We start from the raw sequence: 16,306 nt of genomic DNA, 5'->3' as shown, positions 1-16,306 counted from the left end.
TACAGAAAGGGGGAAGATTCCCCAATGAAACTCTTGCTGCGTATCACCAAGATTTTTACCTGCATTGTGCTGGCGTGCACGGTGCTGGGCATTGTGTCCGTATTTGCCATTAACGCACGGGTCACCCATGTGGGAGGGGAGCGAATCCTCACCGCAGAGCAGGCCGCAGAACTGACCGGTGTGGACTGCATTCTGGTACTGGGCTGCGGCGTCAAGGCCGATGGCACCCCCAGTCTCATGCTGGCGGATCGTCTGGAGCGGAGCGTGGAGCTCTATGAACTGAATGTTGCTCCGAAACTGCTGATGAGCGGCGATCACGGACGGGAAGGCTATGACGAAGTGAACGCCATGAAGCAGTATGCCATGGCCGCCGGCGTTCCGTCCTCCGACGTCTTTATGGACCACGCCGGATTTTCCACCTATGAGAGCATGTACCGGGCAAAGGAGATTTTCCAAGCCCAGAAGGTGGTCATTGTCTCCCAGGAATACCACCTGTATCGGGCCATCTACATTGCCCAGGCGCTGGGGCTGGATGCCTACGGAGTCGCCGCCGACGGGGAGGACTACGCAAGGCAGTGGCAGAGAGATGCCCGGGAAGTCCTGGCTCGGGTCAAAGATTTCTTCACCTCCATCTGGAAGCCTGAGCCTACTTATCTAGGCGAAGCCATCCCCGTCAGTGGAGACGGAGATGTGACCAACGACGGTTAACCTCTGGGGCGGCGGGGCAGTTTTGAGCCCCGCCGCCTGGACGAAAAAATTTTTCAAAAAAACGCAAATTCCCTCTTGCATTTTTCTTTCTCGTATGCTAGTATATCTAAGGTCAATCGACCGAGCAAAATTGAACATCCGGGTGTGGCGAAGTTTGGTATCGCGCTTGACTGGGGGTCAAGAGGCCGCAGGTTCAAGTCCTGTCACTCGGACCAATAAAAAAGACACCATCGACAAAGGTCGGTGGTGTCTTTTTTATTGCCTCGGCTGGCTGTGTGAACCTGCACCTTGCATGGTATCATTTTGACCCTTCTGTACCGATATCGGTGAGTAGCCCTTTCAGCTCTGGCCATGGCATGGAATACCGCTGGCTGAGATAGCGCAGGGAAGCACCCAGTTCGCCGTCTGGGCCACCGTATTGACTGATAATCAGGGCAGCCAGCTTGGGATTGGTGTTCTTGATGCGCACGGGGTACTGTAGCTTTTTCTCATAGACAAACATCAGCGCATTCCTCCTTCCTGACGATACTCCCAGGGCCAGGGATCATTGAGCCAGGTGTACTGGTCCTGATTGGCCGCCGCCTGCTGGGTGAGTGGCCCATACATGGCCTCGTAACGGCGTCGGCCCTCCTTGGCCAGCTTGGCATACTCCCGGAAGAGGTCGAACGCCTCTTTGTCCTGGGGATGGGTGTCCAGATACAGGCCCAGCTCGGTGAGGACAAAACTCAAGGCCTGGAGCTCCAAGGCCCCAGTCTGGGGCGGAGTGGCCGCCACTGCGTTGATCTGGAAGGGCAGATTCAGGCCGGGAAACAGGGTGCCGTTGGCCAGAGCGTCCTGCTGGGCATAGGTCTGGCTCCCGTTCTGCTGAAACGGAACATAGGGGACCGCCAAGGGCGCGCAGGATGGGAGTGTCCCCATCCCGTCACCGCAGGGGCGGTTGGTGGGTTCGTTCATATTCAAAAGAGTGGCCTCCTCAAACATTTTAGCATCACATGCCACACCATCCTATGCCATCCCCACCCAGGTTGACAGCCACCCGCAAAAACTGCATATTGAAATGCTGTGAAAACTGTGGTACAATGCCATTAAATAAGCTGAATGGAGGGATATCCATGACTCACGTCAAGACTCTCAACGGTGCTACTCTGAAGCAGAGCGCTGCTCACGGTGGCTGTGGCGAGTGCCAGACCTCTTGCCAGTCCGCTTGCAAGACTTCCTGCACTGTCGCCAATCAGAAGTGTGAGAACAATCACTAATCATTGATTAGACACCGGAAAGGGTGGGCCTTGTCCCACCCTTTTTCTGTGTGTTTGAAGGAGAACTAGTTATTATGGTACATACTTTTCACTGTTTGGATGCGAATATCGCGGTGGATGTGAACAGCGGTGCCGTGCATGTGCTGGACCAGACCGCTTACGACCTGCTGTCCCTGCTGGACGGCCCCATGGCAGAGCACTGCCCGGACGAGGTGGCTGCCAAGTTGCCTCAGTACGACCGGGAATCTCTCAACTGCGCCTGGGACGATCTCTACCAGCTGCAGCAGCAGGGGCTCCTCTTCACGGACGATACCTACATCGACCCTGAGGCCGCTGTGCTCATGCAGAAGGATGCCCCCGTCAAGGCCCTGTGCCTCCACGTCTCCCACGACTGCAACCTGCGTTGCAAGTACTGCTTTGCCTCCACCGGCGACTTCGGTACCGGCCACCGCATGACCATGAATGTGGAGACCGCCAAGAAGGCCATTGACTTTGTCATCGCCCGCTCCGGCAAGCGCCACAACATCGAGGTGGACTTCTTCGGCGGCGAGCCCCTCATGGCCATGGACACCGTCAAGGCCACCGTGGACTACGCCCGTTCCCTGGAGAAGGAGCACAACAAGAACTTCCGGTTCACCATCACCACCAATGGCATTCTGCTGGACGATGAAACCATCGATTACATCAACGAGAACATGTCCAACGCCGTGCTCTCTCTGGATGGCCGCCCCGAGGTCAACGACAACATGCGCCCCACCGTCAACGGCAAGGGCAGCTACGATGTGATTCTCCCCAAGTTCCAGAAGCTGGTGGCTGGACGTGGTGACAAGGACTACTACTTGCGTGGTACCTTCACCCGTCACAATCGGGACTTTGCCCAGGACGTCATCCACATCGCTGACCAGGGCTTCCGCAATGTGTCTGTGGAGCCTGTGGTGGGAGATGCCAAGTATGACTACACCTTCAAGGAGGAGGACCTGCCCGGCATTCTGGAGGAGTACGAGAACCTGGCCCGGGAGCTGCTGGACCGGGACGACATCAACTTCTTCCACTTCAACGTAGACCTCACCCAGGGCCCCTGTGTCATCAAGCGCATGCGTGGCTGTGGCGCTGGCTGCGAGTATGTGGCCATCACCCCCGACGGTGATATCTATCCCTGCCACCAGTTTGTGGGCAAGGAAGAGTACAAGCTGGGCAACGTGTACGACAACACCTTTGACATGGACATCTCCCGGAAGTTTGCCGGGCTGAACATCTACACCCGCCCTGACTGTAAGGACTGCTGGGCCCGCTTCTATTGCAGCGGCGGCTGCTCCGCCTCCAATCTGGAGGTCAACGGGGACATGATGATTCCCAATCGGTTTGGCTGCGACATGCAGCGCAAGCGTCTGGAGTGCGCCATCGCCATGAAGGCCCACCGTGCCGGTATGGTCTAAATTCCTTTCCAGGCTATCTCAATCGCCGCCTCTTTCACAGGGGCGGCGATTCTCTTTTGCATAGTTTCCCCGGGGATGCATAGGTTAGCAAGAGGTGATGAAACGATGACGCATCCCAAGCGGCTATATTCGCCACGAACATCCCGGGGACAGGGGAAACGGCGGGAGAGAGGCCCGCTCTTCTTTCTATGCATATTCTGCCTGGTGGGCGTACTGCTGGGCAGCATTTTTGCTGCGCTTGGGGGCCGTCATCCCCAGTTTTCCGACCAATTGACCAGCTATTTTCAGTCGGTGGCCCAGGGAACAGTTCCTTCCGTCTCCTTCTGGTCCACCGTTTGGGACATTCTCTGCTGGCCCTTGCTGTTGGTGCTGCTGAGTTTTGGGCCCCCCGGCGTGGTAGGGGTACCATGCGTACTCCTCATCCGGTGCTTTCTCCTCAGCTATGCCTGTTCCAGCTTTGTAGCCATGTTCGGCCTCTCTGGTCTGGGATGGGGGGCTCTATTCTTTGGAATCTCCGCCATTTTGGTGCTGCCTCTCACCCTGTATGTGGCAAAGTGGTCGTTTACCAATGCGCTGCGCAAATGTATCCCCCAGGAGTCCTCGGCCAAACTCCTGCCTCCATGGTCTGCGCTGGTCTGCTGTGGGGCCCTGTTTGGTCTCTCCTACTTCCTTCAAGGGCATTTGCTCCCATTCCTTCTCCCGGGGTTGTGCCAAAAGTTGCTCTCTATGCTCCCCTTAGGCTGAAAAGTCCGGGGTACCCGGTACTCCCTTTCCCTTGCGGCTGGTAGCAAATTATGATACAATAGTTCGAGTAAATTTTCAGAGCAGGGGAGGGAGAACCGAGTGCGGATATTGGGGATTGACCCAGGCTATGCCATTGTTGGATTTGGCCTCATCGACTCCCAGCCTGGTAGACAGCAGCTGGTGGCCTGCGGGGCCATCAACACCCCGGCAGGAGTGCGACTCCCCGCCCGACTGTGGCAAATCGCCACAGACCTGGAGGAACTGATCGGGCAGTTTCACCCGGAGGTTCTGGCCATCGAGGAGCTATTCTTCAACCAAAACGTCACCACCGGCATCGGCGTGGCCCAGGCCAGAGGGGTGATTTTAATGACCGCAGAGAAATGCGGTCTGCCTGTGGTGGAATACAATCCCTCCCAGGTCAAGCAGGCCGTGGTGGGATACGGCAAGGCGGAAAAACGACAGGTGATGGAGATGACCCGAAAGTTACTCCACCTGGCCAGTGTACCCAAGCCGGATGACGCTGCCGATGCGGTGGCCATCGCCCTGTGCCATGCCCGCAGCTGCACCTCGCTGCTATCTCGATCTATGAACCATACCTAAGGAGTAAGCTATGTTTTACTATCTCAACGGAACGGTGGCCCATATTGGCCCCTATCTGGCTGTCATTGACTGCGGCGGCGTGGGCTATGCCTGCCGCACCACCAACCACACCTTAGCTGGTCTGACCCGCGGGGCACAGGCCAAGCTCTACACCTACCTCCACGTCCGGGAGGATATTTTTGAGCTCTACGGATTTTCCACGGAGAGCGAATTATCCAGCTTCCAGATGCTCATTGGAGTGTCCGGTGTAGGCCCCAAGGCTGCCCTGGCCATTCTCTCCTCCAATACGCCGGAGGGACTGGCTCTGGCCATCGTCTCGGAAAACGAGAAGGCCCTGACCTGCGCCCCTGGCATCGGAAAAAAGATCGCCCAGCGCATCATCCTGGAGCTCAAGGACAAGCTGTCCAAAGGACAGCTCACCACCAGCAGCGGGGAAGCCTTTGCCGGCGGCGTGACCATCATTCCCGAAAACAAAACCAGCGAGGCCTCGGCGGCTCTGGCCGTCCTGGGGTACAGCCAACCGGAGATTGCCGCTGCGTTGAAGGGCCTGGATGTGGACCAGCTGACCTTGGAAGAGATCATCAAGCAGGCGCTCAAGCGCATGGTCCGCTAAATGAGGTGTGACAGATATGAGCATTGATTTTTCCAACCACGAATATGAAGGGTCGGACTTTGAGCCCCTGGTCAGCACCTCTCTGACCCCAGCGGACGACGGGGAGGCCTCTCTGCGGCCTCAGACCCTGGATCAGTACATCGGCCAATCCAAGGCCAAGGCCAACCTGGAGGTGTTCATCCAGGCGGCCAAAATGCGGGGAGAACCCCTGGACCACGTGCTGCTCCATGGCCCCCCGGGCCTGGGCAAAACCACCCTCAGCGGCATCATCGCCAACGAGATGGGGGTACAGATCCGTATCACCTCCGGCCCCGCCATTGAAAAGCCGGGGGATTTGGCGGCTCTGCTCACCAACCTCCAGGAAAATGACATTCTGTTTGTGGACGAAATCCATCGGCTGAACCGCTCGGTGGAGGAGATTCTCTACCCGGCCATGGAAGACTACGCCATTGACATTATGATTGGCAAAGGCCCTTCCGCCAACTCCATCCGCCTGGACCTGCCCAAGTTCACTCTTATCGGCGCCACCACCCGGGCAGGGCAGTTGTCCGCCCCTCTGCGGGACCGCTTTGGCGTCACCCTCCGGCTGGAACTGTACACCCCCGAAGAGCTCAGCGAGATCGTCACCCGTTCGGCCGGCATTCTCAACGTACCCATCGAGCCAGACGGAGCCATGGAGATTGCCCGACGCAGCAGGGGCACGCCCCGTATTGCCAACCGGATGCTGCGGCGGGTGCGAGACTTCGCCCAGGTCACTGCTGGGGGCGTCATTACCCAGGGGGTAGCTGATCGGGCCCTGCAAGCGCTGGAGATCGACGCCTTGGGCCTGGACCAGATCGACCGCCGCATGCTGTTGAGCATCATCGAGAATTACAACGGCGGGCCTGTAGGCCTGGACACCTTGGCCGCCACCATCAACGAGGAGTCCGTCACCCTGGAGGATGTGTACGAGCCCTATCTGATGCAGCTGGGCTTTCTCACCCGCACGCCCCGGGGCCGCTGCGTCACCTACAAGGCCTTTGAACACCTGGGACTGACACCACCCAACCGAGGAGAAATGGAACAACTTTCCTTTTGATTGCCAGGTTTTCCAGAACCTTTCCAGATGCTTTTTAGATTTTGCATAAAAATCATTGACAATCGCGCCAGTTTGTGATAAAAATAAACAAGGTTACAGTATGAAGGACATTGAGGAGTTGACAACAGAATATTCTGATGAGGCACTTTGTGCAAAGGCCAGAGAGGGCGATTTGACGGCTGAAGAAGAATTGGCTCTGCGCTATCAGCGGCAGGTCCGCATCTGTGCCCGCCCCTTCTTTTTGGCAGGTGGCGACAGCGAGGATTTGATTCAGGAGGCCATGTTCGGACTGATCAAAGCCATCCGTGAATTTGACCCCAGTCGTGACGCTACCTTTCGCACCTTTGCCGACGTCTGCATTCGCAATCGCATTCGTTCCGCCGTTACCTCTGCATCCCGGGGGAAACACACACCTTTGAACGACAGCGTCCCCTTTGACTCCATTGAGGCAGAGAGCGGTTCCAGTCCGGAAGAGCTCTATATCTCCAGAGAGGAAGAGACGGAGCGGATGGAACAGCTCACCAAGTGTTTGTCTTGTCTTGAACGGCAGGTTTTGACCCTGTTCCTGCAAGGACTCTCTTATCAGGAAATCAGTTGCCACGTCGGTCGCTCTGTGAAGTCTGTGGACAACGCAGTACAACGGATTCGACGAAAGGTTGCCCCATATTATGGCGATTTCAGCGAGAGCTGACGCAAATATTACAGTCCCAGCAGAGGCATTTCCCGGTTCTGGGCATCAAAAGAGAGGGTATTTCCATGTACGAAGACAAGACTTTAGTATGCAAAGAGTGTGGCCAGGAGTTCGTGTTCACCGCCGGTGAGCAGGAGTTCTACGCTGAGCGCGGCTTCCAGAATGAGCCCCAGCGCTGCAAGGCCTGCCGCGACGCTCGCAAGGCTGCCGCCCGTGGTCCCCGTGAGTACTTCACCGCCACCTGCGCCGCTTGTGGCCGTGAGGCGAAGGTTCCCTTTGAGCCCAAGTCCGACCGCCCTGTTTACTGCAGCGAGTGCTTTGCCAAGATGCGTGAAGAGGGCTAAGCCTCAATCTTTGTTGCATCCAAACGGAGTTGCCTTCTCGGCAACTCCGTTTTTATTCGCCAGTTCATGGTAACGTTTTTCTAAGGACATCTTGTTCCGGTTGTCGAACTGTGATATAATGCTATCATTACGGGACATTGAAATGATAGCCGTTTTTTGTTCCTGAACGAAGTGGGGAATCCAAGGTTTTTCCCTGCTCATATCCAATAAGGGGGTTCTTTTCACCGTGAACAAATCTATTTACGAAAGTCCTCTCTCGTCTCGCTATGCCAGTGATGAGATGCAGTACATCTTCTCTCCGGACAAGAAGTTCTCCACATGGCGCAAGCTGTGGGTGGCGCTGGCTCGGGCCGAGATGGAGCTGGGCCTGCCCGTGACTCAGGAGCAAATTCAGGAGATGGAGGCCCACCTGACCGACATCGACTATGACCTGGCCGCTCAGAAGGAGAAGGAGCTGCGCCACGACGTCATGGCTCACATTCATACCTTCGGCACCCTGTGCCCCAAGGCCATGCCCATCATCCACTTGGGCGCCACCAGCTGCTATGTGGGCGACAACACCGATGTGATCATCATGCGGGAAGGCCTGGAGCTGATTCGCGACAAGCTGGTGCGGGTGCTGTCCAACCTGTCCCAGTTCGCCCTGAAATACAAGGCTCTGCCCACTCTTGGCTTTACCCACTTCCAGGCCGCTCAGCTGGTCACGGTGGGCAAGCGCGCCACCCTGTGGATGAACGAGCTGCTCATGGACCTGGAGGAGATCGAGTACCGCATCGCCAACCTGAAGCTGCTGGGCTGCAAGGGCACCACCGGAACTCAGGCCTCCTTCCTGGAGCTGTTTGAAGGGGACCACGAGAAGTGCAAGGAGCTGGATCGCCGCATCGCCAAGGAGATGGGCTTCGAGGCCTCCGTCCCCGTATCCGGCCAGACCTACTCCCGGAAGGTGGACTCCGCCATCGTCTCCACCCTCTCCGGTATCGCCCAGTCCGCCAGCAAGTTTGCCACCGACGTGCGCCTCCTGTGCCACCTCAAAGAGGTGGAGGAACCCTTCGAGAGCAAGCAGATCGGCTCTTCTGCCATGCCCTATAAGCGCAACCCCATGCGCTGCGAGCGCATCTGCGCCCTGGCCCGCTATGTGATGGCCGACGTAATGAACCCCACCTTCACCGCCGCCACCCAGTGGTTTGAGCGCACTCTGGACGACTCCGCCAACAAGCGCATCTCTGTGCCCGAGGCCTTCCTGGCTGTGGACGCCATTCTCAACATCTACGAGAACGTGTCCGCCGGTCTGGTGGTCCACGAGAAGGTGATTGAGAAGCACATCCTGGAGGAGCTGCCCTTTATGGCCAGCGAGAACATCATGATGGACGCCGTGAAGAAGGGCGGCGACCGTCAGGAGCTCCACGAGCGCATCCGCGTCCACGCCCTGGAAGCTGGCCGCAATGTGAAGGACCTGGGTCTGAACAACAACCTCATCGACCTCATTGCAGAAGATCCCCTCTTCGGCATGAGCCGGGAGGAACTGGTGGCCCACATGGAGCCTTCCCGCTACATTGGCCGCTGCCCCCAGCAGGTGGAGGATTTCATTGCTGAGTGCATCACCCCCGTACTGGGGGCCCATTCTCAGGCTCTGACTGGAGTTCACACCGAACTCAAGGTTTAATTTCACGCATCAATTTTATATTTTGGGAGGAATGAACATGGATACAGCAGTGCATCGTATCGGCGTATTTACCAGCGGCGGAGACGCTCCCGGCATGAATGCCGCCATCCGCGCCGTTGTCAGAACGTCCCTGCACATGGGAATTGAGTGTATCGGCATTCGTCGTGGCTATCACGGCCTTATCAACGGCGATTTTGCCCGTCTGGATTTTGAAAGCGTCAGCGATATCTCCCGTCGGGGTGGTACCATTCTGTACTCCGCCCGCAGCCTGGAGTTCAAGGAGCCTGCCGGCCGTGAGAAGGCCCTGGCCACCTGTAAGCTTCTGGGCCTGGATGCCCTGGTGGGTATCGGCGGCGACGGTACCTTCCGTGGTCTGCTGACCCTGGCTGAGAGCGGCATCTCTGTCATCGGTATCCCCGGTACCATCGACAATGATATCGCCTGTTCCTCCTACACCATCGGCTACGACACCGCCTGCAACACCGCTCTGGAGAGCATCGACCGTCTCCGTGACACCATGAAGTCTCACGAGCGCTGCTCTGTGGTGGAGGTCATGGGCCACCGGGCCGGACACCTGGCCGTGGCCGTCGGCATTTCCTGCGGTGCCACCGTGGTGCTGGTCCCTGAGCAGCCCGTGGACTTCCAGCGGGACGTCATCACCCCCATCCGTCAGGCCCGTCTGGGTGGCCGCACCCACTTCATGGTCATCGTGGCCGAGGGCGTGCCCGGCGGCGGCTACGGCGTGGCACAGCAGATCAAGGAGTACACCGCTCTGGACACCCGTGTCACCGTGTTGGGTCACGTCCAGCGCGGCGGCTCTCCCACCGCCCGTGACCGTATGGTAGCCACTAACATGGGTTATCATGCTGTCCGCCTCCTGGCCGAGGGCAAGACCTGCCGTGTGGTGGCCATGAACGGGGACGACATTGTGGACTACGACATCAACGAAGCCCTGGGCATGAAGAAGGAAATTGACGAGGGCAGCCTGTGCATGCTCCGTGACCTCACCGGCGTCCACGGCTAATTCATTCAACGATTGATAAAATAGCCTCAAGCCACAGGTTTGGCTTGAGGCTATTTTTTCGCTACGGTGCAAAACAAGGAAAAAGCAAGATTTCCAACTGGCCATTCTATGGTATGATAGACCAGACCACATGGAGGTGAGGCAAGTGAAAGGGGATCGAACCATTCACCCACGTGTACTGGATTATGCATATACCGGAACCGATGTACTGTACAAAGAGTTTCACATTTCCCAACAGGGGTACAGCGACGAGCAGGTAGAGGACAGTCACGGGCAATATGGCAAAAACATTTTGTCCGGCCGGGCATCGGACACTGTGCTCTACCGTTTGCGCCGTGCCTTTATCAACCCGTTTTCCATCATTCTGTTTGTCTTGGCGGCCATCTCCCTGGTGACCGATGTATTTCTGGCCTCCAACTTCAGCCGCAACTTCACCACCGTGACCCTCATTGTGAGTATGCTGCTCATCAGCGGGGTGGTACGGTTTATCCAGGAGCTACGGGCAAAACGTGTGGCAGACCACCTCACCAAGATGATCGCCTCCAACGTTTTAGTGCTTCGGAATGGACAATGGCTCAGGCTGCCTTCTACACAACTGGTAGTAGGTGACACCGTTCGCCTGGTTGCAGGAGATCGGGTCCCGGCAGACCTTCGTCTCACAGATGTAAAGGACCTCTTTGTCTCCCAATCCGTCCTGACGGGCGAGAGCACCATTCTGGAGAAACACGCAAAAACACTCTCCCAGGGAACAGCCCGCTCCTATGCGGAGTACAGCAATCTGGCCTTTATGGGTTCCTCCGTCATCGGAGGAACCGGGGAGGGCGTGGTCCTAGCCGTGGGTCCGGATACCGTCTACGGCGGTTTCTCCAGCTCAGAGACAAGCCGCAACAACCGATTTGACCGGGGGGCCAATTCCATCGCGCGGGTCCTGATTCATTTCATGGTCGCTCTGGTCCCCGTGGTGTTCATCGCCTGTGGCGCCACCAAGGGCAACTGGCTCTCTGCATTCCTGTTTGCCCTATCTGTGGCCGTGGGTCTGACTCCGGAACTGCTCCCCATGGTCATCAACGCCTGTCTGGCCAAAGGCAGCTCTGCCATGGGCAAAAAGCAGACGGTGGTGAAAAACATTAATGCCATGCAGGGCTTTGGCAGTATGGATGTGCTCTGTGTGGATAAAACCGGAACCCTGACGGGGGATCGCATTGCCCTGGAGTATTATATGGACGTGCTGGGCAACGAAAGCCAGCAGGTGCTGGACTTTGCCTATTTGAACAGCCTGTACCATACCGGGGTGCGAAATCATCTGGATGATGCCATTCTCACATGTCGGAACATGCCGGGGCATGGTGACCATTTTCAAGCATTGGAAGCAGAGTACAGAAAGCTGGACGAGTTTCCATTTGACTATGACCGGAAGCTGTCCAGCATTTTGGTAAAACAGGGGGAGAAAAAGCTACTCTTGGTCAAAGGCAGCATTGACGCCGTGTGTTCTCGGTGTAGCCACGTGGAGTATCGAGGCCAGCGCAGCGTCATGGCTACCGATGGCCTTGCCAGCGTCCATGCCATTGTGGACGAAATGCTGGAGGACGGCATGAAAGTCCTGGCCATTGCCTATAAGCCCTTGGGCCATGAGAGCCTGGAAACGGTAGACGAGCAAGGCCTCATCCTTCTGGGCTACCTGGCCTTCTTTGATGCCCCCAAGCACACCGCTGCCGCCGCCATCCAAGCATTACAGGACCACCACGTGGGTATTCGTGTGCTGACTGGCGATCAAAAAAGTGTGGCGGTCTCCATCTGCCGCAGGCTTGGCGTTGACGCCACCGAGACCTTGACGGGAGCAGAGCTGGAGGAATTGGGTGACAACGAGCTCCCCATCAAAATTGAACGCACCACCGTCTTTGCAGAGCTGTCCCCCAAACAGAAAGTACAGATTGTACAGACCCTACAGACCAATGGACATACTGTGGGATTCCTGGGGGACGGCATGAATGACTTGCCCGCCATTGTGGAATCGGATGTAGGTATTTCGGTGGATACAGCTGCTGACGCGGTCAAGGAAGGCGCCGATGTCATCCTTCTAAAAAAAGACCTCAACGTGCTGGAGGCAGGCATTCAGGAGGGGCGGAAAGCCTTTTCCAACGTATCCAAATACATCAAGATTACGGCCTCCTCCAATTTTGGAAACATCTTTTCCATCGTGATCGCCAGCGTATTCCTGCCCTTTTTCCCCATGACCTCGGTGCAGCTGTTGCTGCTAAACCTGCTCTATGATATGCTGTGTCTGGTCCTCCCGTGGGACAATGTGGATCAGGAAGCCTGTGCCCAGCCGCTGGAATGGTCTGGGCGCACACTGGGCCGTTTCATGCGTTTTTTTGGCCCTATCAGTTCTATTTTCGACCTGTTGACCTTTGCATTCCTGTTCTTTGTGCTCTGTCCCACCGTCTGCCATGGCAGTTTCGCCTCCCTGGCAGGGAGCGAGGAGCAGCTTCGATTTATCGCCCTGTTTCAAACGGGATGGTTTTTGGAGTCCATGTGGACACAGGTCTTGATTTTGCACCTACTCCGTACCAAAAAAGTGCCGTTGCTCCAGAGCAGGCCTTCCCGGCCCGTGATGTTAGTCACAACTCTGGGCATTCTGTTTTTCACCATTTTGACCTTCACCCCCATGGGGCACCTTATCGGATTGACTGCGCTGCCCATCCCTTATTTCATCTTCCTGGTGGTGGTGGTCCTGCTGTACCTGTTGCTGGTCACATGGGCAAAAAGCTTCTATATCAAGAAGTACCGTGAACTACTTTGAGAGAGGAGGAGTCTGGAATGAAAAAGAACATCGGTTTTATCGCTCTGGATTTCTCCCTCACCAAGTGGCTGACGGAAAAGCTTCGCACCTCCGCACCAGATACTCCTGCCGCCAAGGAACTGCTGGAAGGTCTGAGCGATTTGATGGATGGCCGGACAAGCTCTCTGATGGTGGAGATAGGAGAGTCCGACTCTGTTATTCCTTCCATCGAAACCATCCAATGCGGCGCGCTCTCCATCGACCTGAGACTGCGGCGGGTAAGGCGGGACGACACCGAGATCTCCCTGACCCCCAAGGAGTTTGACATTCTCTATTTCCTGGCTCGCAACCAGGGCGAGGTGTTCACCAAGGAACAGATTTATCAGGCCGTATGGGAAAACGATTATCTTATGGATGACAGCAATATCATGGCATTTATCCGAAAACTCAGAAAGAAGATTGAGCCAAACCCGGATGCACCGGAGTATATCCTGACCATTTGGGGCATTGGGTACAAGTTTAACGACAAGCTCTAACCGCCTATTCTGACCAAATCGCAAGGAAATCGCAAGGTTTTGACCATGGGATTCTCCTTGCGATTTTTTTATACTTATGGAGAAAGAGAGGTGAACGACATGGACTCTGACGATCATACACGAAGGCTTGGCACGGCATGGGGGACCCGGAGTCCCATGTCTACACATGTCTGTCTTAGCCTTGATTCTATGCAAGGAGGTAAGACCAATGCACCTGAAAGAAAAATCCATGGCGCTCCGTCCCACCGCCGAGAGAGACAACGCCCGTAAACAGCAAAATCGCCGCATCCAAGATGCGGCAACCACTTCCAACAAACATGTCCTGATGAACCTACAAGCCGCCCTGTGCGGACTGGACGAGGAGACGGTACTTCACCACCGCAGCCAATACGGCAACAACAAAGTGACCCATGAAAAGAAGAAATCCCTAGCCAAACGGCTGGCTGGCGCTTTCATCAATCCCTTCACCGCCATTTTGTTCTGCTTGGCCCTGGTATCCACCCTGACCGATATGATCTTCCCCTATTTCTCCCTGTTGGGCAGCACACCGGAGGATTTCAATTGTCTGACGGTGGTGATTATTCTCACCATGGTGCTGATTTCCGGTACCCTTCGGTTTGTACAGGAATCCAGGAGCGGCAACGCAGCGGAGAAGCTTCTGGCCATGATCACCACCACCTGCACCGTCACCCGCAGGGGACAGGAAAAGGTGGAGATTCCCATGGATGATCTTGTGGTGGGGGACATCGTGCATCTGTCCGCCGGAGATATGATTCCCGCAGACGTGCGCATTTTGGAGGCCAAAGACCTGTTTGTCAGTCAGGCCAGCCTCACCGGTGAGAGCGAGCCGGTGGAAAAGACCCCTCATGTGTGTGACGCCGCAGAGAGCATCACGGATTATACCAACATCGCTTTCATGGGCAGCAATGTGGTCTCCGGCAGCGCCACTGCTGTGGCCGTCTGCGTAGGTGACCACACTCTGTTTGGCTCCATGGCCTCCGCCGTAGCAGGCGAGACGGTAGAGACCAGCTTCACCAAGGGCGTAAACGCCGTCTCCTGGGTACTCATCCGCTTTATGCTCATTATGGTCCCCCTGGTATTCTTCATCAACGGCATCACCAAGGGAGACTGGCTGGACGCCTTTTTGTTCGGCATCTCCATCGCCGTTGGTCTGACCCCGGAGATGCTGCCCATGATCGTCACCACCTGCCTGGCCAAGGGGGCGGTGTCCATGAGCAAGAAGCAGACCATTGTGAAAAATCTCAACTCCATTCAAAACTTCGGAGCCATGGATATTCTGTGCACCGATAAGACCGGAACCTTGACCCAAGACCAAGTGGTGCTGGAATATCACCTGAACATCAATGGTGAGGATGACACTCGGGTCTTGCGCCACGCCTATCTCAACAGCTATTTCCAGACCGGCTATAAGAACTTGATGGACCTGGCTATCATCCATAAGACGGAGGAAGCTGAGGCAGAGGACCTACGGCTGGTGGATTTGTCGGAACACTATGTGAAGGTGGATGAAATTCCCTTTGACTTCACACGCCGTCGGTTGACCACCGTGGTGCAGGACCAGACAGGGAAGACCCAGATGGTGACGAAGGGCGCGGTGGAAGAAATGCTCTCCATCTGCACCTTTGCAGAGTATGACGGCGGCGTGCAGCCGCTGACCGATGAGGTGCGTCGCCACATTCTCCAAACCGTAGACAGCCTCAACGACAAGGGCTTCCGTGTACTGGCCATTGCTCAAAAGAGCAATCCCTCTCCTGTGGGTGCGTTCGGCGTCAAAGACGAGTGCGACATGGTTCTGATGGGATATCTGGCCTTTTTAGACCCACCCAAGGAGTCCACCGCAGACGCCATCCAAGCACTAAAGGACCGATGTGTTCGCCAAGCTGACCCCCGAGCAGAAGGCCCGTGTGGTCTCCATCCTCCGGGAAAATGGACACACTGTAGGCTTTATGGGGGACGGTATCAACGACGCTGCTGCCATGAAGTCTGCCGACATCGGAATCTCTGTGGACACCGCCGTGGATGTGGCAAAGGAATCTGCTGACATCATTCTGCTGGAAAAAGACCTGATGGTCTTGGAGCAGGGCATCATCGAGGGGCGCAAAACCTACGCCAACATGATCAAGTACATCAAAATGACCGCCTCTTCCAACTTCGGCAATATGTTTTCGGTGCTGGCAGCTTCTGCGCTGCTGCCATTCCTGCCCATGATGAGCGTGCACCTGATCTTTTTGAATCTGATCTATGACCTGTCCTGCACCGCCATTCCTTGGGACAATGTGGACGAGGAATTTATCGCCAAGCCCCGGAAATGGGACGCCTCCAGTGTGGGCAACTTTATGCTCTGGATTGGCCCCACCAGCTCCATTTTCGACTTTACCACCTATCTGTTTCTGTACTTCGTCTTCTGTCCCATGTTTATTTCCGGTGGTGTGCTGTTCAGCGATCTGCCTGCCCATTTCAGCGGAGCAGAGCTGGCCTTGATGCAGGCCAAGTATATCGGACTGTTCCAGGCTGGTTGGTTTGTGGAATCCATGTGGAGCCAGACCTTGGTCATTCACATGATTCGCACCCCCAAGCTGCCCTTTCTTCAGAGCCGTGCTTCCGCTCCCTTGACGTTGCTGACCCTGACGGGTATCACCGTGCTCACCGTCATCCCCTTTACGCCTCTGGGAGCCGCTCTGGGATTTGTGGCGCTGCCTGCGGCCTACTTCGCCTATCTGATTCCGTGCATTCTCCTCTACATGATTCTGGCCACCAGTCTCAAAAAGGCCTATGTGCGGCACTACGGTGAATTGTTATAAGAACGGAGGAAT

Annotated in this window: 14 protein-coding genes, 1 tRNA gene and 2 pseudogenes; 15 read left to right on the top strand and 2 right to left on the bottom strand. The window is 56.2% G+C overall.

The genetic code is table 11. The features are described 5' to 3' along the window. Positions 1–24 precede the first annotated feature (24 nt). Together B5F98_RS01415 and B5F98_RS01410 are read left to right on the top strand one after the other, a co-directional pair. Positions 25–708, top strand: coding sequence for an ElyC/SanA/YdcF family protein (locus B5F98_RS01415; RefSeq protein WP_087369306.1), 684 nt, complete (start codon positions 25–27; stop codon positions 706–708). A gap of 138 nt (positions 709–846) precedes the next feature. After that, positions 847–923: transfer RNA gene (locus tag B5F98_RS01410), tRNA-Pro, on the top strand. A gap of 95 nt (positions 924–1,018) precedes the next feature. On the opposite strand, the pseudogene B5F98_RS01405 reads toward B5F98_RS01410, so the two are convergent. Both B5F98_RS01405 and B5F98_RS01400 read right to left on the bottom strand, forming a co-directional pair. After that, positions 1,019–1,210 (bottom strand): annotated as a pseudogene (locus tag B5F98_RS01405) (manganese catalase family protein); the annotation flags it as partial. After that, complete coding sequence (locus tag B5F98_RS01400; protein WP_087369305.1) at positions 1,210–1,662, bottom strand: spore coat protein CotJB; 453 nt, start codon at positions 1,660–1,662, stop codon at positions 1,210–1,212. The pseudogene B5F98_RS01405 and the gene B5F98_RS01400, both read right to left, overlap by 1 nt. Positions 1,663–1,820: 158 nt before the next feature. On the opposite strand from B5F98_RS01400, the gene scfA reads away from it, so the two are divergent. The 13 genes and pseudogenes from scfA (at position 1,821) to mgtA (B5F98_RS01335) (ending at position 16,294) form a co-directional block, all read left to right on the top strand. Beyond that, positions 1,821–1,964, top strand: a complete 144-nt coding sequence (scfA, locus tag B5F98_RS01395) for a six-cysteine ranthipeptide SCIFF (RefSeq protein ID WP_087229878.1) — start codon at positions 1,821–1,823, stop codon at positions 1,962–1,964. Between the two features lie 74 nt (positions 1,965–2,038). Then, complete coding sequence (scfB, locus tag B5F98_RS01390) at positions 2,039–3,400, top strand: thioether cross-link-forming SCIFF peptide maturase (RefSeq protein WP_087369304.1); 1,362 nt, start codon at positions 2,039–2,041, stop codon at positions 3,398–3,400. Between the two features lie 204 nt (positions 3,401–3,604). Further along, positions 3,605–4,144, top strand: a complete 540-nt coding sequence (locus tag B5F98_RS01385) for a hypothetical protein (protein ID WP_143482706.1) — start codon at positions 3,605–3,607, stop codon at positions 4,142–4,144. A 99-nt stretch (positions 4,145–4,243) separates the two neighbouring features. Next, on the top strand, positions 4,244–4,744 hold the full coding sequence (ruvC, locus tag B5F98_RS01380; protein ID WP_087229868.1) for a crossover junction endodeoxyribonuclease RuvC: 501 nt from the start codon (positions 4,244–4,246) through the stop codon (positions 4,742–4,744). Between the two features lie 10 nt (positions 4,745–4,754). Next, positions 4,755–5,357, top strand: coding sequence for a Holliday junction branch migration protein RuvA (ruvA, locus tag B5F98_RS01375; RefSeq protein ID WP_087369302.1), 603 nt, complete (start codon positions 4,755–4,757; stop codon positions 5,355–5,357). A gap of 16 nt (positions 5,358–5,373) precedes the next feature. Beyond that, positions 5,374–6,435 carry a Holliday junction branch migration DNA helicase RuvB gene (gene ruvB / locus B5F98_RS01370; protein ID WP_087369301.1) on the top strand — a complete coding sequence of 354 codons (1,062 nt, stop codon included), beginning with the start codon at positions 5,374–5,376 and terminating at the stop codon, positions 6,433–6,435. Between the two features lie 100 nt (positions 6,436–6,535). Beyond that, a complete protein-coding gene (locus B5F98_RS01365) occupies positions 6,536–7,126 on the top strand; it encodes a sigma-70 family RNA polymerase sigma factor (RefSeq protein WP_087369300.1) in 591 nt (196 codons plus the stop codon). 65 nt (positions 7,127–7,191) lie between these two features. Beyond that, positions 7,192–7,470 (top strand): zinc-ribbon domain containing protein, encoded by a 279-nt coding sequence (locus tag B5F98_RS01360; RefSeq protein WP_087229856.1) that lies wholly within the window; start codon positions 7,192–7,194, stop codon positions 7,468–7,470. 226 nt (positions 7,471–7,696) lie between these two features. Then, positions 7,697–9,133 (top strand): adenylosuccinate lyase, encoded by a 1,437-nt coding sequence (gene purB, locus B5F98_RS01355; RefSeq protein ID WP_087229853.1) that lies wholly within the window; start codon positions 7,697–7,699, stop codon positions 9,131–9,133. A 37-nt stretch (positions 9,134–9,170) separates the two neighbouring features. After that, the gene (gene pfkA / locus B5F98_RS01350) at positions 9,171–10,157 is read left to right on the top strand and encodes a 6-phosphofructokinase (protein ID WP_087229850.1); all 987 of its coding nucleotides are present in this window, start codon (positions 9,171–9,173) and stop codon (positions 10,155–10,157) included. Between the two features lie 145 nt (positions 10,158–10,302). Then, on the top strand, positions 10,303–12,957 hold the full coding sequence (mgtA, locus tag B5F98_RS01345) for a magnesium-translocating P-type ATPase (protein WP_343219381.1): 2,655 nt from the start codon (positions 10,303–10,305) through the stop codon (positions 12,955–12,957). A gap of 17 nt (positions 12,958–12,974) precedes the next feature. Beyond that, positions 12,975–13,472: a helix-turn-helix domain-containing protein gene (locus tag B5F98_RS01340; RefSeq protein WP_087369298.1), complete on the top strand. Its 498-nt coding sequence runs from the start codon at positions 12,975–12,977 to the stop codon at positions 13,470–13,472. 208 nt (positions 13,473–13,680) lie between these two features. Then, positions 13,681–16,294, top strand: a pseudogene (gene mgtA / locus B5F98_RS01335) (magnesium-translocating P-type ATPase). Positions 16,295–16,306: the final 12 nt, after the last annotated feature.

Origin of the sequence: Pseudoflavonifractor sp. An44 (assembly GCF_002161675.1) — a bacterium.
GTDB lineage: Bacteria > Bacillota > Clostridia > Oscillospirales > Oscillospiraceae > Enterenecus > Enterenecus faecium.
Note: the sequence above shows the minus strand (reverse complement) of the source record. Positions and strands in the feature narration are given on the sequence as shown.